Source organism: Collinsella aerofaciens, assembly GCF_001405375.1.
Classification (GTDB): Bacteria; Actinomycetota; Coriobacteriia; order Coriobacteriales; family Coriobacteriaceae; genus Collinsella; species Collinsella aerofaciens_F.
Map to the genome: position 1 here is coordinate 141224 of NZ_CYYP01000002.1, position 25317 is coordinate 166540.

Genomic DNA, 25317 nt, shown 5'->3' on the forward strand with positions numbered 1-25317 from the left:
ACAGCTCGGCCGCGATCTCGCGACGGCTTTTGCCCTCGCAGGCAAGGCGCAAAATCGATAGCTCGACATCGTCGAGCGCCGCCGTACCCGAAAAAATGCTCTCGGGCGGCTTGGGAAACGTGCAATAGCCCGCCAACGTGGAGCGCATCACGGCGAACAGCTCGTCGATACCGACATTCTTGTACACAAAGCTATCGACGCCCGCCTCGCGAGCCTGATCGACAAAGGTGATCTCGGGCATGCCGGTCATGATAATGATGCGACACTCGGGCAGCTGCTCCTTGATGCGCGCCGCCGCCACGATGCCGTTAGAATCATGCTCGGTGCATACGTCCATCAGTATCATGTCCGGACGCTCCTTGAGCGCGACACCCAAGGCCTCGGAGGCATCGGCGATCGCGGCGACAACGGTCATATCGGGCTGGTCACCAACGGAGCGTGCCAGGCTCTCGCGCAGAATGGCCTGGTCTTCGACTATAAGAACGCGGATCATGAGCTTCTCCTTTGGGACGTGTCGTTGGCGTTAAGCGGAATGGACACCGCAAGCGTAAAGGGCGGGGCGGCGTGGACCTCTAGGCTGCCACCCAGATCTTGTGCGACATGCCTCATACCTGGGATACCCGTTCCCTCGCGATACGATACGGGGGCCGGGGACCCATCGTTAGAAATCGTCATGCGCGCGACGGCTCCAGCATCCGCCCCCTCCTGCCACAGACGCACGTGGACCCGATGTGCCTGCGCATGCTTGGTGGCATTGGTCGAGGCCTCGCGGATAATCTGCAAAAATGCGGCGGCGACACGCGCGTCCTCGGGCAGCACACCCTCAACATCGATCTGCACACTCACCAGGCCAAAAGCATGGACGATATCACCCAGCTGCTCTGCAGGCTCGCTGGCACCGCCACTGCGCAAATCGGCGGCGATTGAGCGCAGCAACGGGTCAATCTGCTCGAGCGACTCATCGTCCAGACGTCCCTCCTCCAAATAGCGATGAAGAATGGACAGGCGCTGCCCGATCACGTCGTGCACGCGGGCACGCATACGTAGGTAGGCCGCATTGTCGGCAACCTTTTTAACTTCTTCGATCTGGGCCTGGAGCTCTTGGCCCGCAAGCTCAAGCAGGTGGTTGGCTTGCGCCAGGCGGTCGTAGGCGTGTGCGTATTCCGTCACGTCCAGGCCGACGACGCGCTCGAACGGACGGCCCGAGACCGTAACGGAGTCACGCACGAACAGACGAATCTCGGAAGGAGAGATCTCGACCACGGCGCGATCCCTACCGAAGCGATCAAGGTCGATATGGGCGCGATTAGTGCTGCTTTCGGGCATTTGCATGCTAAGTTTGCGCAGGTCGTTCCACGTGCTGCTCATGTCGCCCAGATCGGTGGGCATATGGAGCTCTACGAGGTTTTTGCGCATGCAGCGGTTCATGAGCAGCGGACGGCCCCTCGGGTCTAGATACAGGATGCCCACGGGAATCACGTTGATGGTCTCGATCGTCGAGAACATGGTGATATCCTCCTGGCGGTTACGGACGTCCATCAAGAGCGCCGCGATGGAGCGGAACAGGAAGAACGCCCCCTCCGTGATAAGGACAACGGTCCACGCCGAGCCCATGGCAAAACCACCGGTGGTGTAACGGCGACAACAAGCAACAGTTCGGCCAGCATGACGAGGCGACGATAGTGCACCATAAGTACCACGCCATAGGCAAAGATTGCGGCATTGAGCCACAACGCTCCGCCCATTGCCCTGGCGCAAACGTCAAGCGGCGCCACCAGATACGAGCCAGACGACGCGAATAAGATGAGCGCCGAAACCACCAGGTGAAGCACAAGGCTCGCCTCGTAGGCGCAAATCACCTTACGGTTATAGGGCGAGCGGCGCGATGCGATGAGCGGGACGTGGATCGTCTGCAGGCACGCAGCCAGGGCAAAGACAACATCGAGCGCAACGATTTGGGGAAGAACGAGCGAAATCTGCATCGTCACTCACCCGCCCTCGGCATCAAGACAATCATGTGCAGCTGGCCGGGCTCGCCCTCAAGGCGGTATGCCACGTTGCGCCCTTGCAGAGCGCTTTCGAGCTCTTGCGCAGCGAGCGTCTGCGAAAGATCTTCATCATCGTTGGAAAAAAGCGTGGCGCGCAGCTCGACACTGCATCGGTCATGGTCGCCCAAGTGATACATAAGCGCCGGATGGTCGGTGGTGTAGGCAAAAAACGCAAAGTCATACACGCAGTCGTACAGGGCGCTTACCGTACTGGCGTGCAACGGGCGCCGTATGGCGATAATCGAGGCGCAATCGACATCGATCGTGCGCAGGTCACTTGCGAGCTCGTTGGCGATGAGCTGAATGCGGTCGCGATCAAAACCGCTCTCCCCGTGCTGTGCCAACGTGAGCGACCCCTTGCGCTTGCAATAGGCGACGAGCATCTTGGCGCGCTGCAGCATGCGGTAACGCTCGTGCGAAAACGCTTCGTCGGTCAACGGTGGCAACGAGCCCAGCAGGTCGTACATCTCTTCGAGCGCGCGGGCAAGCGCCTGGTCCACGTCTTGGACCAGCAAGGTCTCGGCCTCTTGATCTGCCAAATGCGCCTTAAGGTCGTAGTCGGCGGCGAGCAGCTCGTTTTGACGCTGCAGCTCCATTCGACGATGTGCCAGTTCACGGTTAAGCTCGTTGAGCTCCGACACGTCTTGGGCAAGCAGCGCCGATCCACCCAGCAGCGGAAAGGCACGGTACATCACATTGGGATCGGACGCCACGGCAAAGGCATGGGCGCGGCCGTGCTCCTGGGTCCGCAACTCCTCGCGCACGCCTACCGGCATTGGCTTTGACACCGGCGTGGCATAGACCTCCTGCAGGTCGCGCGTTAGGACTTTGAGGTCGAGCGGCAAGGTGTCGAAGATGCCGGCGATGTCGTGATACGACGGAATGACACCGCAATCGAGACAGATTTCCATCGCCACCACGCACAGGACGCAATAGACGAGCGAAAAGTTGAGCCTCCATGCCCAGGGCACGCGCAACGCATACGAGACGGCAAAGAATGCGCCACCCAGCAGTACGAGCGCCGCCGTGCCCGAGAAACGCTGGATGCGAAAGGACGAGGACCGACCAACCAGGATAAAAAAGGCCACGAAGTCGAAGACCGTCCACACGAGAACGACAAAATAACCCCAGCCGTACGTGTAATCGTTACTCCAGGTGTCGCTTGTACGGTCAAAGCGGAAGACCTGCTGATGAAAATCGTTGGTGAGCACAAATCCGATAAGCAGGATGGCCGCAATCCACAGCGCAGCGCAGTAGCGGCGCCCCAGGCGGTGTTGCTCCAGGCCCGCAAGGCGCAGGCCGCAGAGCTGGTAGAGCAGCGGAATGAGCGTCATGGGCACGTAGTACAGGTACCACAGCACGGTGGCATAGAACGGCGTGAACGACTTGTACTTGAGAATGACTTCGATCATCCACAGGGCGCAGATGGTGGCGATGGCCACAAGGCGGCGACGCAACACATAGTCCAAACAGCGCAGATAGACCGATACGCCCCAGATCGAAAATACAATTGCGGCGACAAGCAGCGGGAGAGAGCTCGAATGGGCGAGCGCATCCACGACCTCTTCGGATACCTTGCTATAGGCGGGCACGGCGTTAGAAAGTTTGGGGTCGAAGGCGAACAGCGCCGGCAAGACCGCCAAAAGCATGAGGAACAGCGCGGTGATGGCGCCGGCGATAGCAAAGACGCGGTGACGGTACACCTGATGTGTTATGCCAACAAGGAATCGCGGCATGGCGAAGAGCCTGCCACCCCTGGGATCCGCAACCGGCGCGGTCCGGGCGGCCGCGTGGCCGATATGTCGCTCGCGGGTACCCATAGTGCTTTTAGTGTACCGACAGGCAGGCCGAAAAAGCGGGCCGCATGTCCCAAAATCCGCAGACGGCAAGGCGCCCGGCGAACATTACCTGCTCGCTGGGCGCCTTGGTTAGGAGGCTATGAAGTCGAGTGTCTCAGCTTCCTTAGGAAAGGTCCTCACCATTAGAAGCAATAACTTTCTTGTACCAGTCAAAGCTCTTCTTCTTGGAACGCTTGAGGGTGCCGTTGCCGGCGTCGTCGCGGTCCACATAGATAAAGCCATAGCGCTTGGACATCTCGCCCGTGCCGGCAGACACCAGGTCGATCGGGCCCCAGGTGGTGTAGCCCAGCAGGTCAACGCCGTCCTCGGTCACCGCATCGCGCATCGCGGCAATATGCTGGCGCAGGTAGTCGATACGGTAGTCGTCGTTGATGGAGCCGTCCTCCTCGACAACGTCCTTGGCGCCCAGGCCGTTCTCGACCACAAACAGCGGCTTCTGATAGCGGTCGTACAGGTCATTAAGGGTGATGCGGAAGCCCAACGGATCGATGGCCCAGCCCCACTGGCTCTCCTGCAGGTAGGGATTCTTGGCGCCGGCGAAGGCGTTGCCCTGGGTGCGCTCGACATCGGGGTTATCGGCACCGGCGGAGCAACGGGTGCTGTAATAGCTAAAGCTGATGAAATCGACGGTGTTGGCGGCCAGGATCTCGCGGTCCTCGTCCGTCATGCCCACATCGATGCCCAGACGCTCGAGCTTCTTGACGGCATAGGCCGGGTAGTAGCCGCGGCTCTGGACGTCGACGAAGAAATAGTTGCTCTGGTTGTCAAGCTGCGCCTGGCGCACATCGCCCGGACGGCAGCTGTAGGGGTAGTAGCTACCTGCGGCGAGCATGCAGCCGATCTTGACCTCGGGGTCGATCTCGTGGGCAATCTTGGTTGCCCAAGCGCTGGCGACGAGCTCGTTGTGGGCGGCCAGGTACTCGACGGCCTCCTTGTTCTCGCCCTCCTCAAAGACCAGTCCGGCACCCATAAACGGCAGGTGCAAGATCATATTGATCTCGTTGAAGGTAAGCCAGTACTTCACCAGACCCTTGTAGCGGGTGAAGATCGTGGTCGCGAGGTTCTTGTAGAAGTCGATGAGCTTGCGGTTGCGCCAGCCGCCGTACTCCTTGATGAGGTGAATCGGGCAGTCGAAGTGCGTGATGGTCACGAGCGGCTCGATGCCGTGCGCCTGACACTCGCGGAATACATCCTCGTAGAAGGCCAGGCCAGCCTCGTTGGGCTCGGTCTCATCACCGTTGGGGAAGATGCGGGTCCATGCCAGGCTCATGCGGAAGGTCTTAAAGCCCATCTCGGCAAAGAGAGCGATGTCCTCTTTGTAGTGGTGATAGAAATCGATGCCGGTCTGCGCGGGATAGTAATAGCCGTCCTCGAAGTCGAGCATCTTGCGCTGGCCGGAGACCACCGCGTAGCGCTCGGGGCCGTGCGGAGCCACGTCCACGTTGGCAAGGCCGCGGCCGTCCACGTTGTAGGCGCCCTCGCACTGGTTGGCAGCCGTCGCGCCGCCCCACAGGAAGTCTTTACGGAAAGCCATGTCGATCCTTTCATACGCTGCTTGTCGTGGTTTCAGTATCCCCGCAAACGGGGTGCCACCCAACGGCAACGGCGCAGGTCGATACTTCTTTTCGCACACGGTGGCCCGGCGACCGCCCACAGCTGACACTTTTTGATACCCGCCTGCCCAAACCACCACAAGGGGGACAGGCACCTTTGTGGTGGTTGGGGGCGGTTTGTCTTGATCTGTAACAGGTAGAAACGATTTAGCCCGCTAGATGTTACAGATCGAGACAGAAGATTCTAGTCGCAGGCGATGTCGAGGTTCTTGCCGATGAGGCCTACGTAGCCGCCTTCGCCGGCGGGATATTTGACTGAATAGGAAAAAAAGGAAAAAATAGGAAAAAAAGGAAAGGAGACTCATGACTGAAACCATCTTCTCCCCCTCATTTGGAAATCGCCCGTCCTATCTGGTGGGGCGCGGGAGCGTGATTTCGACATTCATCTCCGGCCTTGAGCAGGAGCCGGGCAATCGAGACCGAGCCATGCTCATGCTCGGCCAGCGAGGCAGCGGCAAAACGGTTCTGCTGTGGGAACTTGCCGATCGCGCACGCAAGCTCGGCTTTGTTGTCGCCACGCCCACCGTAGCCTCCGAGGATATGCTCGAGCGTATTGTTGAGAAGATCCAGGAAGCGGGCGAGCCCTACGCCAACAAGCATCGTCTCCCCAAACTTGCGGGCGGCAGCCTGAGCGTCTTCGGCTTCTCAGCCGGCCTTGAGTTCACGCGCGATGTGCAGGAAACCAAAAGCTTCCAGTTCAAGCTCACGCAGCTGGCGCGCAAGCTGACCGAGCAGGGACACGGCATCCTCATCCTCATCGATGAGCTCCAGGCCAATTCGCCCGAAATCAGACAGCTCGTCACCGCCTATCAAGAGCTGGTCGGCGAGGGGCTCAACGTCGCGCTCGTCATGGCGGGCCTCCCGGGAGCAGTCTCCGCGACACTCAACGACCGCGTACTGACATTTCTCAACCGCGCACGCAAGGTCACGCTCGAACCGCTTTCAGTTGGAGATGTGGATGCCTACTATCAGCGAGCTTTCGAAGAGCTCGACCTTGATATTCCAGGCAATCTTCGGCTGGACGCTGCTCGCGCAACTCAGGGCTCGCCCTACATGCTGCAGCTCATCGGCTACAACATCGCCAATCGTTGCCAGGCAGGAGAACACGTAACGCCAGAGCAAGTCGACGGAGCAATCGAAGCGTCAAAGGCCGATTTCGAAAACGATGTGTGCGAAACGACGCTCGCTGCGCTATCGGACCAAGATGTTGCGTTTCTCGCTGCAATGACCGATGACGAAGACGGCGTGTCGCGCATTTCCGATGTGGCCGAGCGCATGTCAGTCACACCCGACTATGCGCAAAAGTATCGCCGGCGCCTCATCGACGCCGGCGTAATCGAACAGGCGCGCCGCGGTTACGTGCGCTTCGCCGTACCATATATGGCTGACTACCTGCGCAGCCAACTCTAGGCAGCCACCACAATGGGGACAGGCACCTTTGTGGTGGATTGGGGGCGGTTTGTCTCGGTCTGTAACAGTTAGGCCGCCAAAACCGGGTCTGGTGTTACAGATCGAGATTTTTCGGGCGGCCCCTGCAGTTTGTTTAAATCTGTAACAGGTAGAGACGATTTGGCACGCTAGATGTTACAGATCGAGACAGAAGATTCTAGTCCACGGTGATGTCGAGGTTTTTACCGATGAGACCTACGTAGCCGCCCTCGGCAGCCTTGGGGCTGTCAGCGTGGCAGAGGACCCACTTGTCGGCCTTCCAGTAGCAGTAGCTGTCACCGGCGGCAGGCATGTCGGCTGCAGCCTCGGGGCGCGGGCCGTTGGTGCCGGCGGGCAGCGCCACCATCACCTGGAAGCCACCGTCGTCGACCATGCAGGGCGTGTAGTGGAGCGTGGTGTTGAAAACCTCAACAAGCGTGCCGGCCGGCACGCGGAACGCCTTGACGCACGCGGTGTCGAGCTTGCCGTCCTCGATCTCCCAGCGATGCGCCACAAGCAGGATAAAGTCGCGGGCGCCCAGGTTGAACTCGCTCGCGCGGTGGTACTCCAGGCAGTTGAGACGCGTGTTGTGGCCGTTGCACCAGCCCAGCTGGAAGGGACGACCGCCAAACATGAGAAAGCCCAGCTTATCGGCATCCATGACACCTTCGAGTTCGGGTGCGGAGGCCACATACTTGCTGCCCTCGGGGATGGGCGTGGAGGCAAGTGCCTCGAGCACGGGCGACGTGAGCTCGGACGGAACGTTGTCCCAAACGTTGCCATAGGACTTGAACTCGGGATCAGAGACAGAGTAGATATGCATGTTCGCTCCTGTTCGTTTGTGTGCAGTATGAACATTCTAGAACAATCTTGTTCTGTTTTGAGCACTCGGTATAAAAAAGCGCTCCGCAAAGAGCGGGAGCGCTTCTGGCACAAACGTTATTCCTGCAAGCAGCCTTACGCCTGCTGATAGTGCAGGTGATTCTCGTCGATATCGGCCAAGTCGCGGTCGAGGTAGCGGCGCGCGAGCCAGTTTGCCATGGGAAGGTTCTGGTCCAGGTAGTTACCGCACTCCTCGGGAGCGGCACCGGGGATATCGCCCTCAAAGCCAGCGACAAACTCGAACAGCTCACGCACGAGCGGCAGAATCTCCTCGCTCGTCACCTCGCCAAACACGACGAGGTAAAAGCCCGTACGGCAGCCCATGGGACCAAAGTAGACAATGCGGCTCGACCACTCGGCATGATTGCGAAGGAACGTCGCGCCCAAGTGCTCGATGGTGTGGCATTCGGCCGTGTTCATAACCGGCTCCTTATTGGGCGTGGTCAGGCGCAGGTCAAAAGTGGTGACGGCGGCGCCGGTCGCCGGATCGCGGTCGATGCGGCTCACATACACGCCGGGCTCAAGCAGCAGATGGTCAACGGAAAAACTCGCGATGCGCTCCATGGCAGATCCTCTCGGTAGTCAATTTGGGACGGGGTTCTTTTAGCTGGTTCGAATGGTCGCACCAATCATACCAGTCAAAAAAGCCCCGTCCCAAAAAGACAACTTAGCCCAGGACGCGGGCCATGCGCGTCTTGAACTCGGACAGGAAGCGTGGGGCATCCACAGTCAGCGCCACAAGCGCGCTCTTGTCCGGATCGGATAGGCGGCGCTCGTCGCAAATGGTGCGGCCGCGATACTCGCCCAGCAGATCAACACGCAGATTGCAGCCGAGCGCACCCACGAGCGTAGGGTCGATCGCCACGGCAACGGCCAGAGGATCGTGCAGCGCACAGCCACCCAGGTAGGGTGCGTTCATCTCGTACGAGCCAATGTAGTGCTCCACCATGCTCGCAAATGCGCAGCCCGCCATGGTGCCCGAGCCCGTCCAGCCGGCAATGTCGCGGCGTGTGAGCACCACGCGATGCGTCACGTCCAGACCCACCATGGTGAGCTTGCGGCCCGAACGCAGCACGGCATCGGCCGCCTCGGGATCACTTGCCATGTTGGCCTCGGCGCCCGCACTCACGTTTCCGGGCACGGTCAGGGCGCCGCCCATCACGACCACGCGACCGATAGACATCATCGCCGCCGCATCGCGCTCCAAGGCAAGTGCCAGGTTGGAGAGCGGACCGGTCGCCACGTAGATCAGATCGGGACCATAGGTGCGCGCGGCATCGATCAGATAATCGACCGCCGCGTTACCGTCGGCCGACGTCGCCCCCACCGGTTCGTACGGCGACGCGGGCACGCTCGCCCCGCCAATGCCGTTCTTGCCGTGGATGAGCGTGGTGGACGCCGGCGGTGTATAGGGCTCAGTCGCCTTAATGGGACGATCGGCGCCCAGGTACACCGGAATCTCGGGGCGACCCAGCAGATCGAGCACTGCCAGGCAGTTGTGCGCCGATTGCTCGACGCGCACGTTGCCAAAGCACGTGGTGATGCCCACGAGCTCCACCTCGGGGCTCGCGATGGCATAGGCAAGCGCCATCGCATCGTCCACGCCCATATCCAGATCAAGGATCAGCTTCTTGATTGCCATTGTTCTACTCCGCTTCTCCGTCTTGTACTAAATCGTCTAAATCAAACACGCGCTCAACTTCGGCACGCGTGGGAATCGACTGCTGAGCGCCCAGACGCGACACCGTCACCGCCGAGGCGCGTGCACCCGCCGTCATGCACTCAAAGAGCGGCAAGCCCTCCAGACGAGCCGCGGCAAGCGCACCGATAAACGTATCGCCGGCGGCCGTGGTATCGACTACCGTGCTCGAAAGCGCCGGCATGCGCAGCAGCTCACCGCCATCACCGAGCGTAACCGAGCCGGCGCCGCCCAGCGTGATGGCCGCGGCGCCGGCACCCTTGGCGAGCAAGGCATTGAGCGCCGCGAGGCAGCTCGCATCATCCGCGGGCAAGATGCCCGTCAGCACCTGGCACTCGGTCTCGTTGGGGCAGACCAGGTCGACCGCAGGCCAGGCCTCCGCAGGCAACTCGCAGGCAGGCGCTGGATTAAAGACCGTATAGAACCCCAGCTCGTGAGCGCAAAAAAGCGCCTCGGCAGTCGCTGCAAGGTCACATTCGCCCTGGGCGATAAAGACGCTTCCGGCAGCCGGGGCAATCTCGCTGGTGTCGCCGTCGAGCTCATCGGCCACCAAACGTCTCAGCGCGCAGGCAACGTCCTCGCCCGCAAGCGCATGGTTGGCGCCCGGTGACAGCACGATGCGGTTGTCGCCCTCGCAGCGAATGATAGTCGCCGTTCCCGTCTCCACGTCATCGCGACGCGCCACAAAGTCACAGTCCACGCCAGCATCTTGGAGCCCCGCCACGAGCGATGCACCGAACGCGTCGCGGCCGACCGCGCCAATCATGCACGTGCGCGCACCCATGCGCGCGGCGGCGACGGCCTGGTTAGCGCCCTTGCCACCGGCGTTGGTGATAAAACCGCTGCCGCCGACGGTCTCGCCCGCGCGCGGCATGCGCTCGCACGCCACCGAAAGGTCCATGTTCATGCTGCCGAACACCGCAACGATGCCGCGATCTGCCATGGAAACCTCCTCATCTGCGGGCCTTACGCCCACCGTCGGCCGTCGATCGTGCGCCCTCGCACCTCTATAACTTTAGTTCACTTTGATGTGAACGCGCCCTTGAGGTTGCGCCAGCAGCAAGCATTCACAGGAGCAGGCAGCTACAATGAATATGTGCTGATTATTCTCGTCATTGGATGATGTTTTATGGAACAATTCCCACCATCGAGCCCACGCGGTCCGCGCCGCGCGCCCGATAACCAGGCGCCGCACGAACGCCCACGCGCCGACCGCCGCGCCGGCGAGTCGCGACGCGGCCCGGTCCCGCATCGAACGCCCACCAACAAGGACGCCCACACTAACAGCGCCGCAAAAGAACAGGCGCCCGCTCGTCCCAAGTCCCGCTACATTCCTGCGCTCGACGGCCTGCGCACGCTTGCCGTCGTCGCGGTGGTGCTCTATCACCTCAACCTCACGTGGGCTCAGGGCGGCCTGCTCGGCGTTACGATCTTCTTTGTGCTTTCGGGCTATCTGATCACGCGCTTGCTGCTCAACGAAGTCGCTAAGACCGGCCGCATCGACCTTAAGAGCTTCTGGATTCGCCGCATCCGTCGCCTGGTCCCCGCCGTGGTAACGGTAGTGTTCGTGACCTGCGCGCTGTGCGCCATCTTTAACCACGTGATGCTCACCAAGATGCGCCCCGACATCTTGCCGTCGCTGCTGTTCTTCAACAACTGGTGGCAGATTGCCCAAAACGTCTCGTACTTCAATGCCCTGGGCGACCCCTCGCCGCTCACGCACTTTTGGTCGCTTGCCATCGAGGAACAGTTCTACCTGATTTGGCCGCCGCTGCTGTTTGCCATGGTATCCATGCATGTGAGCAAGCCCAACACGCGCCGCGTGGTTCTGGGCCTTGCCGCGGTTTCTGCCCTTGCCATAATGGTGCTTTACAACCCTGCCGCCGACCGCAGCCGCGTGTACTACGGCACCGACACCCGCGTGTTCTCGCTGCTGCTGGGTGCCTGGATGGCCTTTATCCCCGATCGCGACCTGGCGCCGGTGCGTCTCGCACATCGTTTGGGGCTCAATCGCCTGGCTGGCGCCGCCAAGCACGGCAAGAACGCCGAGGGCAAGCCTGGCGAGAAGGCCGACGAATCAGCCGAGACCGCCCCGGCACAGCCGAGCGCCCTCGTGCGCTTTTGGTCCTCGCCCGCATCCATCGATGTCTTGGGCGTCGTGGGTCTGGTTGGCCTTGCCGCCATGGTCGCGCTCACCAACGGCTACACCGCGTTCCAGTATCGCGGCGGCACGCTGTTATGCTCCATCCTCACGCTCATGGTCATCGCGGCCTGCGTGCAGCCCCAGGGAATGGTTGCCCGCGCGCTGTCCGCCAAGCCGCTCGTGTGGGTTGGCAAGCGCTCGTACAGCATCTACCTGTGGCACTATCCGCTGCTGCTGCTCATGAACCCGGTCGCCAACATCAACGATACGCCCTGGTGGCAGTACATCTTGCAGGTGCTGCTGGTGGTCGCCGTAGCCGAGTGCTCCTATCGCTTTATCGAAACGCCGTTTAGGAAGGGTGCCTTCGGCCGCACCGTCGCCGAATTCCGCGATGGCACCACCACGCCCGCCAACTGGGCACGCGCGCACGTCCCTGTCTGCGCAGCCTGCGCTGTCGTGTTGGTCGTTGCACTGGGCGGTCTGATCTTTGTGCCCGAGACGTCTGCGCTGAGCGGCAAGGGCGCCGAGGTTCTGAACAAGGAAGCCGAAAACACCGCGCCCACCGACCAGCAGGCGGCCGACGACACCGACAAGGACAACGACGGCTTCCCCGATGGCTCCTACGACCTGTTGATGATCGGCGACTCCGTGTCGCTGCGCGCCGTTGATTCCTTTGACGGCGTGTTTCCGCACAGCCATATCGATGCCGAAAAGGGCCGCCAGTTTGATGCGGGCCGCGCGACATTTGAGGGCTATATCCAGCAGAACCTTGCCGGCAAGATCGTGGTCTTTGCCCTGGGCACCAATGGTTTGGTAACGGACGCCCAGGTCGACGCGATCATGGCCGACGCCGGCGAGCAGCGTATTGTCGTGTTTGTAAACACACGTAGCCCGCAGCCGTGGGTCGGGTCCACGAACCAGGCCATCGCCAACGCCGCCACGCGCTACAAGAATGTACGCGTTATCGACTGGTACGGGCATAGCGCCAACCGCAACGACCTGTTCGATGGCGACGGCACGCACCTGTCGACTACCGGCGTGACCGAGTACCTCAACCTGATCCACGATGCAGTCAAGAAAGACCTGCCCGTGCACCCCGAGGACCACGTCAACGATCCGCAGCCGGCAGCCGTCAAGTCCGCCGGCGACGCACTTGTCAATGCCCTCGCCTACAAGCCGCACAAGCTCGGCGACGACAAGTAACGCGCAGCAAAATCTGCTTACACCCGCAGGGGGCGTCGGCCACGGCCGACGCCCCCTGCGGCAGTTAGGGACACTCCTTTTGCACCGGCACCCGGAAGCACTCCTGGCGCAGCCAATGAAGACCTCTACGGATGAATTCCAAGCCGCTCCGCCCCTCCAGACATCGTTTCCGCGCCTCGCGCCTGCCCCAAACAATCAAAACAAGCCCTTTTCGCCGCAACCTCAAAGGTCTGTGGGCAAAAAAGGCCAAATATGAGTACTGTTACAATTTTAGTAGCAGGCAAAACCACCCAAAATGACGTCCGAGCGACCCCTACAACCCCCTAAAGCAGCCAACCTGACTGGTTTAAGGCATATTGGAGCCAATTTTAATGAACATACTATAGGTTATGTTCATTATCTTTTTGGATGTAAATGCTATTCACTTAGCAACAGTACTCATATTTGGCATTTTTTGCCCGCTGCCATATAACTAACACCCTATAGCAGACAAAAACAGACCGCAGCCCATCGCTGCGGCCTGTTCGGAAGCAAAAGTGGGCGCTACGCGCTGTAGCCCATCGCTTGCAGCACAAACATGACGACCGTCAGCACCGTAATCACGCCAATGGTCGCCCAGGTGAGCACGTTCCATACGCGGCCGTTGCGGTTGGCGCCCATAATGTGGCGATCTGCCGCGATAACCACCTGGAATACCAAGACTACGGGCAGCAGCACGCCGTTGATGACCTGCGAGGTCATCATAATCTGGAACAAATCGACGCCAGGCATGAGCACCAACACGGCAGAAATGCCGATGATGGCCGTAATGATGCCGCGGTAAACCGGGGCCTCGTCCCAGCTGCGATCGGCACCGCGCTCCCAGCCAAATGCCTCGCAGATGGCACTCGACGTAACACCCGGCAGCACGCAGGCAGCCAAAAAGCTCGCTGCGACCAGGCCCGAGGCGAACAACACCGTGGACCACTGGCCCGCGATGGGCTCCAGCGCGCGGGCGGCATCGGCGGCATCGCTAATCTGAATACCCGCCGGGAACAGCACCGTACCGGTCGTGATGATAATGAAGCCCGCAATGATATCAGCGGCGATCGAGCCGCTCACGGTATCAATACGCTGCAGCACGATGTCGTCCTCGCCCGCATTCTTATCGACCACGTTGTTCTGAGCCAAGAAGATCATCCACGGTGCGATGGTGGTACCGATCGTTGCGACCACAAGCGACACGTAGCTGGGGTCGTTTTGAATATTGGGGACGACCAAGTCGACCGCGACCTCGCCCCAGTTGGGGCCGGCCATAAACGCGGCGACGATGTAGGTCACGAACACGCAGCTTACCAGCAGCAAAATCTTCTCGATGCGCTGGAAACTGCCCGACATGGTAAGCATCCACACCAGCAGCGCCACGAGCGGCACCGAGATGCTCGCCGGAACGCCAAACAGAGCAAGGCCACTCGCGATACCCGCGAACTCCGAGATGGTCACCGCCGTGTTGGCGATCAACAGCGCCGCCATGGCCAGCACGCTCTTGCGCACACCAAAGCGCTCGCGAATGAGCGACGCCAGGCCCTTACCCGTGACGCATCCGCAGCGCGCCGCGGTCTCCTGCGTCACGATAAGCAGCACGGTCATGACGGGAAGCATCCAGAGCATCTTATAGCCATAGCTGGCGCCCGCGCTGGAATACGTGGCGATGCCGCCGGCGTCATTGCCCGAAAGTGCCGCCAAAAGACCGGGGCCCATGGCGCCAAAGATGGCCGCGATGGTCAGCTTTTGCTTGGTGCTCGGCTTTTGCTTCGTATTTTGCACGCGACCACCTAACCCATGACTGACATGGTGAGCAGCACCGCGGCGATGCAGTACGCCACACACGAGATCATGACGGCGATGACGTTCATGGCGGTACCCGACGTATTGAGGTCGTGCTCGTCGCGCCAGAACAGCACCATCAGGTAAATCACGGCGCTCATGTTGCCAACCAGGCAGATGATGGCGGCAATGTTAAAGCAGCCGGTAAAGAGCTGCTCCTCAAACATAGTGGCATCGGGGAACGCAGCGGTGCGTACCAGCTGCGCGCACAGGTAGGTCACGAGCGAAAGGATCAGGCCCATGCCCGTGCTCTGGAAGAAGAATCCCAGGTACGGCTTGGGCTCGTCGTCGTGACCGTCGTACTCGAGGAAGTAGTTCTTGACGAACGACACCATGCGCGAGGCAGCCAGCAGCACGAGCGGCATGGCGCACATGGGGAACACCACCAGATGCGCGGAGCCCAGCGCCGTCCCCAGCGCCGTCGCCATAATGCACGAGGCGATGCCCCACACGACGACCCAGTACTGACGATGCACGAACCAGCTGAGCACGTTCGTCGAGTCGTCCGACGCGCTGTCGCCCGAGCCGACACCGGCGATCTGCAGGTCCTCCTGATGCTCCTCGGCGATAACGTCCATGGCGTCGTCGAAGGTCACGATACCCAGGATATGACGGTTCTCGTCGCAGACAGGGATGGCAACCAGGTCGTACTTGGTCATCTCGTCCGTCACGTCTTCCTGGTCCTCGTCGGGCGACACGTAGACCAGATCGCGATAGGCGAGCTGGCCCAGCGTGGCGTCGCGGTCGGCCACGATCAGCGTGCGCAGCGAAAGCACGCCCGTCAGCATGCCACTCGGATCCTCGGTATAGACGTAGTAGACGCTCTCAAAGTCCTCGTCGAGTTTGCGAATCGCCTCGATGGCGTCGCCGACCGTCGCCGTGGCGGGCAGCGAGACAAACTCCGAGGTCATGATGCGGCCGGCGGTGTTGTCCTCGTAGCCTAGCAGATTACGAATCGCCTTCTCCTCCTTGACGCCCATTAGGCGCAGAAGCTTCTCGGCCTTCTCGTAATCGAGCTCGTCGATCAGGTCGGCAGCGTCGTCCGGGTCCATCATGGCCAGCATCGACGATGCGTCGGTATCGGACAGGCCCTCGAGCATCTCGGTCATGAGCTCGTCGTCATCGAACTCCGAGATGGCCTCGGCGGCCTGTGCGGTATCGAGCTGCGCGAACACCTGCGCGCGCAGGCGCGGGTCGAGCTGCTCGATGATGTCAGCGATGTCGGCAGGATGCAGCTCGCCAAGCGTCTTGTGCGACACCGAGAGCTGGATGTTCTTAGTCGAGCGATCGAGCAGGTCCATATAAGACCAGGCGATAATGTCCTCACTGAGCGGTTTGCCCAGATGCTTCATAAAGCCCTCGACGACATGCTCAAGTGTGGGGCTGATCGCGCGCAGCAGACCGCGGGCGCCGACCTCGGCACCCAGCAGGCGCAGCTGATTTTCGCCCGACATGGAAAACTTGATGTCGTTGACGCGCACGACCTTCATGCCCTGCGTGTCGACAATCTGTTTGTTAAGCACGTCGCGGGCAAGCAAGAGTTCGGTCGGCTGCAAATACGAAAAACGGATTTCGGTGGCCGACGTCTTAAGGTGTACACCCGTCTCGTCGATACGGTCGACCCATTTGCGCCAGCTGATCATAAACGGCGTCTTGCCGGGACCACGGAACGCGAGCGACGTCACGTGCGGAAAAACTTCTCCGGTTGCAATGCCAAAATCGTTAACCACGCCGAGCTTTTCGCCGTCGACGTCCAAGACCGGCAGTTTGAGCATCTCACTCAGATAATTCAATGGTGCTCCCCATCATTATTCCCCCGGACGCGGCCGCGCGTGCGGCGTCCGGGGGCTTCTGGATATGTATACGCATGCGCGGGCGGCACGCCGCTCGACGCTCACACCCCGTGCACGCGCAGAAAGCACCTGCATGGGGTCATCGACTGTATGGTCGAGGTTTGGATTTCACCTGTAACCTTTCTCTTGACCCTCATTAACCGCAGTAACTATAGCATCAGCATCGCGCTGCGGCACCGAATTTATGCGCTGCACATTGCAGGCATACCAAACGCTGACGTATCCGTGGCATAGAGCCGGATGGGTATGGTGGGACAAAGCGATTAAGACCGTCCTAAACGACCAGTCGTTTAGGCACGTCCCCGATGACTACTCTGTGGTGTCGTCGTCCTCGGGGAATTGGGGGAACACGGCGTTTTTGGGCATGGAAACCTTGGTGAGCGAGGTGAGCTTTTTGCTCAATGCCGTGTCCGTCTTGACCAGGTCGCTGAGCGTCACGATCTTGTAGCCGTCGGCGACAAGGCCATCGATAATCTGCGGCAGCGCCTCGAGCGTCTGCTCGGCGCACTCATCGCTATCGGTGAGCAGCACAATATTGCCCGGCGTCATCGAGTCGAGCACGGTCGATACTTGCTCGTCGGCGCCGTTGAGCAGCCAGTCGCCCGAATCGATATTCCACGAAACCACAGCGGACACCAGGTCCATCGAGTCAATCCAGTTTTGCTCGTCAAACGCGGCGTAGGGGGCGCGCAGCAACATCGTCTCGACGCCGGTCGCCGACTTAATCGCCTCGGTACCCTTCGTGATCTGCTTGCGCACCGTCTCGCGTTCCTCGCCCTTGAGCGAATCATCGCTGTAGCTGTTGGAGCCGACCTCGCACCCGGCATCGACAATCGCTTTGGCGGCAGCGGGCGAGGCCTCGGCCGCATCGCCCGAAAGGAAGAACGTCGCCGTGGCGCCCTTTTCCTTGAGCACCTGCAAGATCTGCTTGGTCGCGCCGCTCGGACCCTCGTCAAATGTCAGGGCCACGTACTTTTCGTTGCCCTTGGGCGCTACGCTTGCGCACTCGACCACGCAGTCGGTGGCGGGCACGACCTCGCCGCGGTCCTGCGTCTTGCCCGACTGCTCGCCGACCCATACCTCGGAGCGGCCCTGAACGCCCCAGGTTTTGACATACTCAATGGCACCCGTGCCCTCGACCTTAAGCTTTGGCTCGATAGTCGTGGCCTGGACCTCGTGCTTTTCGTACACGTTGCGGCCATCCTTGACCGTCACCTTCTCGCCGCCCTCAAGTTCGCGGCTATCCCATTTGCCCTGTTTCACGCGCTTGCCGTCGACCTTCACCGACAGTTTTTCGCCCCCATGGCGCTTGAGCACGCTGTCATCGACGGCCAGCAGGTCGCCTGCGTCGTAGGCGTCAGTCAACTCCTGGTCGTCGATGAGATTCTGCAGCGTAGAGCCCACGCGCACCGCGGTCTTCTGGCCGTTGAGCTCCACGTCCACGCTGCGGTTGACGTAGCCCACGACGGCAGCGATAAACAGCACGAGCGCACAGCCCACGGCGATGAGTGCGTAGGGCAGGCGAGACGAACGACGGGGCGTACGGCTGTTGCCGATGCGCGCACTGCGGTCGCTAAACCCGCGGCTATGGTTGAGGTACATCGCGCCGGGCTTACGGTGACGCTTGCGCTGACCGCTGGGCAGCTGCCCCAGGTCGCGGCGCGCCGTCGGACGCGCACCCGAACGCCCGTTTAAGTTGGATCCGTTTTGGCGCATGTGCCCTCCCCCATAAACACAGCAAGCCGGAGCAACAGGTCTCCGGCTTGCCTCCCATCATTTGGTACGTCGCTATTTTGTAGCTTTTGACGAGCCTCCGCTCGCCTTTTGGTATTCGTCCTTAAACGCCTTGAACATGCCGCGCGTCTTGCCGAGCTGCTTGCCCAGTGCGCGACTGCCCTTGTCCACGGCAACCGATCCCTTGTCGTCGAGCACCTTGGCGCCCTTTTTGACCTTGTTGCCCACCACGACGCTGGCCTCGGCGGCCTTGGCAGCCGCACCGCCCGAATACCCGAGCGACTTGACCTCGTCCGAAACAATCATCGCGCCGTTCTCGTAGCCGCGCAGCATCGTCGGCGGTACCTGCGTGTCACCAACCAAAACACTCGAAGCAGCACCGGCGGTCACATAGAATGCCTGCACGATGCCCGAGCGTGGCTTGAACTCAACGTCCGAGCAATAGCCCACGACGTCGCCTGATTCCGTGCGCACGTCCATACCGACCCAGATGATGCAATCGTCCAGGTTGATGTCGAGGCGCTTGGCAGCGGCGGCATCGTACGTGTCCTTGACGTCATCGACCGCAATGGCGCCCTCGTAGACACCAATAGCGTCGAGCGCTACGAATCGGTCGGGACGCTCGATCATGCCCGCGATATCGGATTGGCGGACCATAAAGCCGACCACGCGCGTACCGCCCGGGGTAAAGACCGGAAAGTGAATCTTTCCGAGCTTTTTAGGGCTGCGCGGTGTGCCGTCCTTTTTGGTGCGCTTGTCCTCGGTAGGCTTGCGATAGATCTTGGCGCCGACAAAATCCCCGGCGCGCATTATGCCTCGGTCGAGGGCTCCGCAGCCTCGGTATCAGCCTCGACGGCGTTCTCGACCACGACGTCGGCGGCAGGCGTCACGTTGCCGCCCGAAATGGCGTCGTTGAGCTGCTCGCGCAGCTGGTCCATGCGCTCGCGGGCCAGGTCGACCTTGGCGCGCAGGTCGTCGGTCTTGGCGTCGACCATCGGGCCAAAGTCATTCACCGCAGCACGGGCCTCCTCGGCGCTGTGCTCGTAGGTGTCGCGCATATTGTCCCAGGCGTCGTTGGCGATATCGGCAGCCATGGCGCGGGTCTCGGCGCCCGAGCGCGGGGCCAGAGCAACGCCGACAATAGCGCCGGCAGCGGCACCAAAAAGTGCGCCGGAGACAAAGCTGAAAGTCTTACCCATGATCATTCCTCTCCTGCGGGCACGTCGGTGCCCACCGTTTGAATGCTGTCCATTATACCCGCAGTACATCACTTGCCACTCCGCTCATCTACATACGGCAAAGGCGCAGGTACGTGATGGTGATAAACGCGTAGGCCTACTCCTGAGGCATAGTCGGCATGGCCACCGTGGCACCCGGGTCCTCGCCGGCGCCGTCCACGAGCGGCAGGCTGCCCTCATGCGCAGGTCCTGCCGGAACCGTCGCCGCACCGCCAAAGACGGCAGCGGAAGCCTCATGGTTCTCGGCAACCGCGCCCTCGGTATCAATCGCCACCTGGGGCTCGTCGTCAAAGTTGGGGACACCCTGGGGCTCGGTGGGAACGGGCTCGGCGGTCGCATCGGCAACGGGCTCGGCGTCGGCCGGCACATCGCCCTCGTCAGCGCCCTCGCCCTCGGCAGCATCTTCGCCGTTCGCAGCGGCGACGGCCTCGTGAGGATCCTTGCCCTCGGCCTCGGCGCGCATGCCCAGCACCAGGTTGCGCAGGCCCGCGACCGTGCCTTCCACGTCGGGGGCAGGCTGGTCGGCGTGCAGGTACGCCCAGTCCATCATAAAGGTGGCCGAAGACAGCGCACCGATGGCCAGCGCGTCGTCGGGGCACGAAAGCTCAACCTCAAAGACGCGCTCGTCGTGCTCGCTTACGCGCGTGCGGCCGCACGAGATGCTGCCGGCAAGCCCGGTCTCGTTCATGAGCTCGACCGTCACGTGCTCCAGCAGATGGCAGAGCTCGGTCTGGCCCATGCAGTCCTGGAACTCGCGGCCGGAATCGCCCAGGCACAGGTGCTTGGCAATCGCGGGCACCAGGTAGTACACGCGCGCCGTGGCCTCGATGTCCTCCGAGGTCATGAGCGGCATGCCGGGGTTCACCAGCACATGCGCGCAGATCTTGTCCTCGCTGACGGTGACCTTAAGGATGTTGAACAGGCCTGCCATAACTCTCCCCTACTCTTCCTTGTCCTACTCGTCGCCGTCGTGCGGATTCGCGGAACCCGCACCCGACGTCGTCGGCTCGTCTACCGAAGACTCGGAATCCTTCTTATCGGTTTCGGCCGGAGCGATCACGCGAATGAGCGAGATGCGCTGGCCACGCATCGACTGCACTTTAAACTTGTACCCCGCAACCTCAAACACCTCTCCGATGTCGGGCACCGAGTCGCAAAGCTCCAAAATCCAGCCGGCGATGGTCTCATAATCATCGCTTTCCTCGAGCGGCCAACCAAGCTCAATCGCGTCATCGCACGAAAAACGCCCATCAACGAGCCACTCGCGGCGCGAAAGGCGCGTGAGATACTTGTTGTCGGGGTCGAACTCGTCCTCGATCTCGCCGACGATCTCCTCGACGATATCCTCGATGGTGATAATGCCGGCCGTGCCGCCGTACTCGTCCACGACCACCACGATCTGGTCGTGCGAGGTCTGCATCTCGGACAGTAGCGGCAGGATGTCCTTGGTGTCGGGCACAAAGGTGGCGTCGCGCAAAAAGCCGGCGATGGGCTGGTCACCCTTGCCGTCGAGCGCGGGTTGGATCAGGTCCTTGATGTGCGCGATGCCGGCGACGTTGTCGGGGTCCTCGTGATAGACGGGGATGCGGCTGAAGCCGGTCTGGCGCATGGTGGACAGCACGTCGGCGACCGTCTCGTCGTCCTCGCACATGGTGGTGTCCACGCGCGGCACCATGACCTCGCGGGCAACGGTGTCGCCTAGGTCGAAGATCTCGTGGATCATGCGCTTTTCCTCGTCGAGCAGGTCGTCCTGCTCCGAGACCATGTACTTGATCTCTTCTTCCGAGACATTTTGGCGGTCGTCGGCGCTCTTGATGCGCAGGATGCGGGCCAGGCCATCGGAGCAGGCGCCGGTCAGCCACACGAGCGGACGGGCGATCTTTTGGAAAAACGACAACGGTCCCACGACCTGCTTGGACACGCCCTCGGCGTTGGCCAGGCCGATGCGCTTGGGGACGAGCTCGCCGATCACGATGGACACGAAGGCGACCGCGACGGTGATGATGACCGGCGCCAGGCCGCGCGCGATGGCGGAGAGCGGCGCGATGCCAAAGCTCATGAGCCACGTGGCGAGCGGGTCGGACAGACTCGTCGAGGCGACGGCGGACGAGGCGAAGCCCACGAGCGTAATGGCAACCTGGATGGTGGCGAGCAGCTGGTCGGAGTCGGCAGCCAGCTTAATGGCACGCTCGGCGCGCTTGTCGCCTTCCTCGGCCTCGTGCTCCAACACGGCGCGCTTGGCCGTGGTGAGCGCCATCTCGGACATAGAGAAGTAGCCGTTGATGAGGGTCAAAACGAGGGTGGTGATAAGGGAGATGGTTATGTCCATCGGGAGTTTCTCGAACCTCCAAGATTCGGGACGTCAGGTTAAAACGTTGATGGCGGATACGGCAATTGCACCGGCGCCCAAACGAGAACGCGGGCGCGCAGGCGTGGTCGCTAGATTACGAAGAGGATCACCGCCATGAACTGGAAGATGCTGCCGGCGAGCACCCACAGGTGAAACACGCTGTGCAGATAGCGCACGTTTTTGGCAATATAGAACGGCACGCCCGCGGTGTAGCACACGCCGCCGACGGCGAGCAGGGCAAGTGCCACGGGGTTGAGCAGCGCAACAAGTTCGGGCAGCTTAAAGACAACGAGCCAGCCCATCAGCAGGTAGACCAGGCCGCTTACCCAATGCGGCTGGCGCTCGCGTAGGAAGCACTCGAGGGCGATGCCGATGATGGCGATGGCCCATACGGCAAAGAACAGCACAGCGCCGCCGTCGTTTGCGAGCGTGATGAGGCAAAACGGCGTATAGCTGCCGGCTATGAGCAGGTAGATGCAGCTGTGGTCGATGATGCGAAACACGCGCTTGGCGCGCGCGGGCTGAATCGCGTGGTAGAGCGTGGAGGCTAGGTATTCGAGGATAATGCTGACGCCATAGACAATCGCCGCGGCCATATGGGCCGGGCCTCCGCCGCGCAGGGCGGCGAATACGATCAGGAGCACCAGGCCCGCGATACCCAGCAGGCAGCCGACACCATGGGTGACGGAGTTCATGATCTCCTCGCCCACTGTGTAGTGTGGAACGGCCGCGGTCTTGGGTCGCGGCTTAGAACTGTCGCTCGAATCGGACATGCCGGTTACATCCTCCAACGTAAAGAGTTCTCAACACTATATCAAAGCGTCTAGGCACGTGCGAAATTTGCACCATACGTGACCCTTTGTTTACCCATTCTTTGCCTGTTGACGCATCAACGGCGAACGTCCATAATGCGCTTGCATTAAATGTTGATGTATTAACATCTTATAGGAGAATACCGCATGGCTCAAAACGCACGTTCCCATCGAAAGCTCAAGATAGCCGGCATCGTTGCACCGGTGGTTGTCGTTGCGCTGCTCGGATTTGCCGGCAACTTTCTGTTTGACTTCGCGCTGAATCCCCGCGCGCCATACACCATGAAGATGATGCAGGATAGCAAGAACGACAAAGAAGGTGAGCAGCCGGATGCCGAGGATACCGAGGCGCGGGCATGGTTTAAAGAGAACCGCAAGAGCAGCAACCTCACCGCGGACGACGGGACCGAGCTTGCCGCCTGGTATTTTGCTGCGTCGGAGAGCACGCACGACTACGCCGTCTGCCTGCATGGATATACCAACGAGCCCATCGGTATGGCCCGATACGCCAAACGCTTCCACGACCGTGGCATGAACGTACTCGCACCCGCCGCCCGCGCCCACGAGCGCTCCGGCGGCGACTATATCGGCATGGGTTGGCCCGAGCGCCTCGACATCGTCGCATGGATCGAGCGAATCGTTCAGGCTGACCCCAAGGCGCGCATCCTGGTCTTTGGCGAATCCATGGGCGCGGCGACCGCCATGAACGTCGCGGGGGAATCTCTGCCCGCAAACGTGAAATGCATTATCGAGGACTGTGGTTATACGAGTGTTTGGGACGAGTTTTCCCTGCAGCTCAAGGACGTGTTCGGCCTGCCCAGCTATCCCTTGCTCGATGTAGCAAACTTGGTGTGCAACGTGCGCGCGGGCTACGACTTTCATAAGGCGAGCAGTGTGGAGCAACTCAAACACGCGACGGTTCCCATGCTGTTTATCCACGGCGACCAGGACACCTTTGTACCGTACAGCATGCTCGACCAAAACTACGACGCGTGCGCCAGCAAGGTCAAGCAAAAGCTCACTATCCATGGCGCCACCCACGCCAAGAGTGCGCAAGTTGACCCCGAGCTCTACTGGAACACGGTCGACGACTTCCTCGACAAGAATTTTTAGGCAAAAAGCAACGTCTGGGGTTTTGTTGCCAAAAAACGGTTTGTGGTCGGCGGTATTCGATTTTTCACCGCACTTCTGAAAAACCGCCCGTGGGCGCTGTGCTCACGGGCGGTTTTTGCTCAACTAGCGCTACAAAGGCGCTTGTTTTGTCCAATAGCTAGGCGCTACTTGACCTCGATGAGCTCGTACTCGCTCGTGCCAAGGCCGATCTTCTCGGCATGCGCGATGCACGCGCGCCAATCGGTATCGGGATGCGTGATGCAGAAGGGGTCGCGCGCCTGCTCGCCCTCCAGATGCTCGTGGTTATGCTCCATCTTGGCGGCGCTGTCGGTGAGCTCGGTGTTGGGCAGCGGCTCGGATGCCATGACGGCATCGGCGCAGGCCTGATCGATAGCGACCGGGTCGAAGCTCGCGAACATGCCGATGTCGTTGACGATAGGCGTATCGTTTTCGGGATGGCAATCGCAGTTGGGGCTGATATCCATGGCAAGCGAGATATGGAAGCTCGGGCGGCCGTCGACGACGGCCTTGGTGTACTCGGCAATCTTGCAGTTGAGCACGTCGGCCGCGGCCTCATAGCCGGGCTTGATGGCGTCCTGGTTGCACACGCCGATGCAGCGGCCGCAGCCCACGCAGCGATCGTGGTCGATGGTGGCCACGTGCACCGTGCGAGTAGCGCCGCTGGCAAGCTCGCGCTCGCGGGTGTCGTTGAACGAGACGGCGTCGTGCGCGCAGATCTTTTCGCAGGCACGGCAGCCAACGCAGTGCTCGGTCGCGACATTCGGCTTACCGGCGGCATGCTGCTCCATCTTGCCGGCACGGCTGCCGCCTCCCATACCCAGGTTCTTCATGGCGCCGCCAAAGCCGGCCTGCTCATGGCCCTTAAAGTGGGTGAGGCTAATCACGATATCGGCATCCATGAGCGCCTGACCGATCTTAGCCTCGTGCACGTACTCTCCGCCCTCGACCGGGACGAGCGCCTCGTCGGTGCCCTTGAGGCCGTCGGCGATGATGATCTGGCAACCCGTGGCATACGGGGTAAAGCCGTTCTGGTAGGCGGTATCGATGTGCTCGAGCGCGTTTTTGCGGCTACCGACATAGAGCGTGTTGCAGTCGGTGAGAAAGGGCTTGCCACCCAATTCCTTCACGACGTCCGCGACGGCGCGGGCGTAGTTGGGGCGCAAAAAGCTCAGGTTGCCCAACTCGCCAAAGTGAATCTTGATGGCGACGAACTTGTTCTCAAAGTCGATCTGCTCAATACCGGCGTGACGGATGAGGCGCTTGAGCTTGTCGAGCTGGCTCTCGCGAGCATGCGTGCGCAAGTTGGTGAAGTACACCTTAGCGGGTGCTGCGGGTGTAGTTGCGGTCATAGATATATCCCCTCGGTCTATATGGCGTTACAGACATAAGAGGATGGTACCAGTTAAAGCAGAGTTAAAGTCAAGTACGGCACCTAGTCATTGGGGACGTTCTTAA

21 protein-coding genes are annotated in these 25317 nt (G+C 61.0%); 3 read left to right on the top strand and 18 right to left on the bottom strand.

Annotation, left to right across the window (positions count from 1 at the left end; translation table 11 throughout):
* From ARB25_RS01700 to ARB25_RS01715, 5 genes are all read right to left on the bottom strand, one after another.
* Positions 1–493 (bottom strand): response regulator transcription factor (locus ARB25_RS01700; RefSeq protein ID WP_055285333.1); only part of this gene is annotated, 493 nt, incomplete at its 3' end.
* The gene (locus ARB25_RS01705) at positions 490–1539 is read right to left on the bottom strand and encodes a sensor histidine kinase (RefSeq protein ID WP_156327649.1); all 1050 of its coding nucleotides are present in this window, start codon (positions 1537–1539) and stop codon (positions 490–492) included. The genes ARB25_RS01705 and ARB25_RS01700, both read right to left, overlap by 4 nt.
* Positions 1539–1988, bottom strand: a complete 450-nt coding sequence (locus ARB25_RS09910; protein ID WP_156327650.1) for a hypothetical protein — start codon at positions 1986–1988, stop codon at positions 1539–1541. Before ARB25_RS09910 ends, ARB25_RS01705 begins: the two co-directional genes overlap by 1 nt.
* Complete coding sequence (locus ARB25_RS01710) at positions 1985–3784, bottom strand: histidine kinase N-terminal 7TM domain-containing protein (RefSeq protein ID WP_070100714.1); 1800 nt, start codon at positions 3782–3784, stop codon at positions 1985–1987. The genes ARB25_RS09910 and ARB25_RS01710 overlap by 4 nt, the downstream gene beginning before the upstream one ends.
* A gap of 226 nt (positions 3785–4010) precedes the next feature.
* Positions 4011–5441: a 6-phospho-beta-glucosidase gene (locus ARB25_RS01715; RefSeq protein WP_055285336.1), complete on the bottom strand. Its 1431-nt coding sequence runs from the start codon at positions 5439–5441 to the stop codon at positions 4011–4013.
* A gap of 382 nt (positions 5442–5823) precedes the next feature.
* On the opposite strand from ARB25_RS01715, the gene ARB25_RS01720 reads away from it, so the two are divergent.
* Positions 5824–6930: an ATP-binding protein gene (locus ARB25_RS01720; protein ID WP_055285337.1), complete on the top strand. Its 1107-nt coding sequence runs from the start codon at positions 5824–5826 to the stop codon at positions 6928–6930.
* Positions 6931–7126: 196 nt separating this feature from the next.
* Here ARB25_RS01720 and ARB25_RS01725 read toward each other — a convergent pair whose 3' ends face one another.
* The 4 genes from ARB25_RS01725 to ARB25_RS01740 all read right to left on the bottom strand — a co-directional run bounded on the left by ARB25_RS01725 (position 7127) and on the right by ARB25_RS01740 (position 10472).
* Positions 7127–7771: a DUF4867 family protein gene (locus ARB25_RS01725; RefSeq protein WP_055285338.1), complete on the bottom strand. Its 645-nt coding sequence runs from the start codon at positions 7769–7771 to the stop codon at positions 7127–7129.
* A gap of 134 nt (positions 7772–7905) precedes the next feature.
* Positions 7906–8394, bottom strand: coding sequence for an S-ribosylhomocysteine lyase (locus ARB25_RS01730; RefSeq protein ID WP_006236297.1), 489 nt, complete (start codon positions 8392–8394; stop codon positions 7906–7908).
* 103 nt (positions 8395–8497) lie between these two features.
* Entirely contained in the window at positions 8498–9472 is a 975-nt protein-coding gene (locus ARB25_RS01735; RefSeq protein ID WP_082421812.1) for a nucleoside hydrolase, read from the bottom strand.
* Positions 9473–9476: 4 nt separating this feature from the next.
* Positions 9477–10472, bottom strand: a complete 996-nt coding sequence (locus tag ARB25_RS01740; protein WP_055285339.1) for a ribokinase — start codon at positions 10470–10472, stop codon at positions 9477–9479.
* Positions 10473–10658: 186 nt separating this feature from the next.
* Between ARB25_RS01740 and ARB25_RS01745 the strand changes: the two genes are divergently transcribed.
* A complete protein-coding gene (locus ARB25_RS01745) occupies positions 10659–12875 on the top strand; it encodes an acyltransferase family protein (RefSeq protein ID WP_055285340.1) in 2217 nt (738 codons plus the stop codon).
* A gap of 543 nt (positions 12876–13418) precedes the next feature.
* Here ARB25_RS01745 and ARB25_RS01750 read toward each other — a convergent pair.
* The 8 genes from ARB25_RS01750 to trhA all read right to left on the bottom strand — a co-directional run bounded on the left by ARB25_RS01750 (position 13419) and on the right by trhA (position 22689).
* Complete coding sequence (locus ARB25_RS01750) at positions 13419–14615, bottom strand: Nramp family divalent metal transporter (RefSeq protein ID WP_055252163.1); 1197 nt, start codon at positions 14613–14615, stop codon at positions 13419–13421.
* A gap of 74 nt (positions 14616–14689) precedes the next feature.
* On the bottom strand, positions 14690–16516 hold the full coding sequence (locus ARB25_RS01755) for a magnesium transporter (protein ID WP_436197772.1): 1827 nt from the start codon (positions 16514–16516) through the stop codon (positions 14690–14692).
* A 387-nt stretch (positions 16517–16903) separates the two neighbouring features.
* Positions 16904–18310: a polysaccharide deacetylase family protein gene (locus ARB25_RS01760; RefSeq protein ID WP_253276025.1), complete on the bottom strand. Its 1407-nt coding sequence runs from the start codon at positions 18308–18310 to the stop codon at positions 16904–16906.
* Between the two features lie 72 nt (positions 18311–18382).
* Positions 18383–19138 (bottom strand): PRC-barrel domain-containing protein, encoded by a 756-nt coding sequence (locus tag ARB25_RS01765; RefSeq protein ID WP_055285342.1) that lies wholly within the window; start codon positions 19136–19138, stop codon positions 18383–18385.
* Positions 19138–19527 (bottom strand): YtxH domain-containing protein, encoded by a 390-nt coding sequence (locus ARB25_RS01770; RefSeq protein ID WP_035136593.1) that lies wholly within the window; start codon positions 19525–19527, stop codon positions 19138–19140. The genes ARB25_RS01765 and ARB25_RS01770 overlap by 1 nt, the downstream gene beginning before the upstream one ends.
* Before the next feature lie 136 nt (positions 19528–19663).
* The gene (locus ARB25_RS10275; RefSeq protein ID WP_070100715.1) at positions 19664–20497 is read right to left on the bottom strand and encodes a cyanophycin synthetase family protein; all 834 of its coding nucleotides are present in this window, start codon (positions 20495–20497) and stop codon (positions 19664–19666) included.
* 24 nt (positions 20498–20521) lie between these two features.
* A complete protein-coding gene (locus ARB25_RS01780; protein WP_055285343.1) occupies positions 20522–21895 on the bottom strand; it encodes a hemolysin family protein in 1374 nt (457 codons plus the stop codon).
* A gap of 110 nt (positions 21896–22005) precedes the next feature.
* Positions 22006–22689 (bottom strand): PAQR family membrane homeostasis protein TrhA, encoded by a 684-nt coding sequence (trhA, locus tag ARB25_RS01785; RefSeq protein WP_172676303.1) that lies wholly within the window; start codon positions 22687–22689, stop codon positions 22006–22008.
* 186 nt (positions 22690–22875) lie between these two features.
* Here trhA and ARB25_RS01790 point away from each other — a divergent pair, with 186 nt between their 5' ends.
* A complete protein-coding gene (locus tag ARB25_RS01790) occupies positions 22876–23841 on the top strand; it encodes an alpha/beta hydrolase (protein WP_055285344.1) in 966 nt (321 codons plus the stop codon).
* Positions 23842–24005: 164 nt separating this feature from the next.
* Here ARB25_RS01790 and ARB25_RS01795 read toward each other — a convergent pair whose 3' ends face one another.
* A complete protein-coding gene (locus ARB25_RS01795; RefSeq protein WP_055285345.1) occupies positions 24006–25211 on the bottom strand; it encodes a DUF362 domain-containing protein in 1206 nt (401 codons plus the stop codon).
* Between the last annotated feature and the right edge of the window lie 106 nt (positions 25212–25317).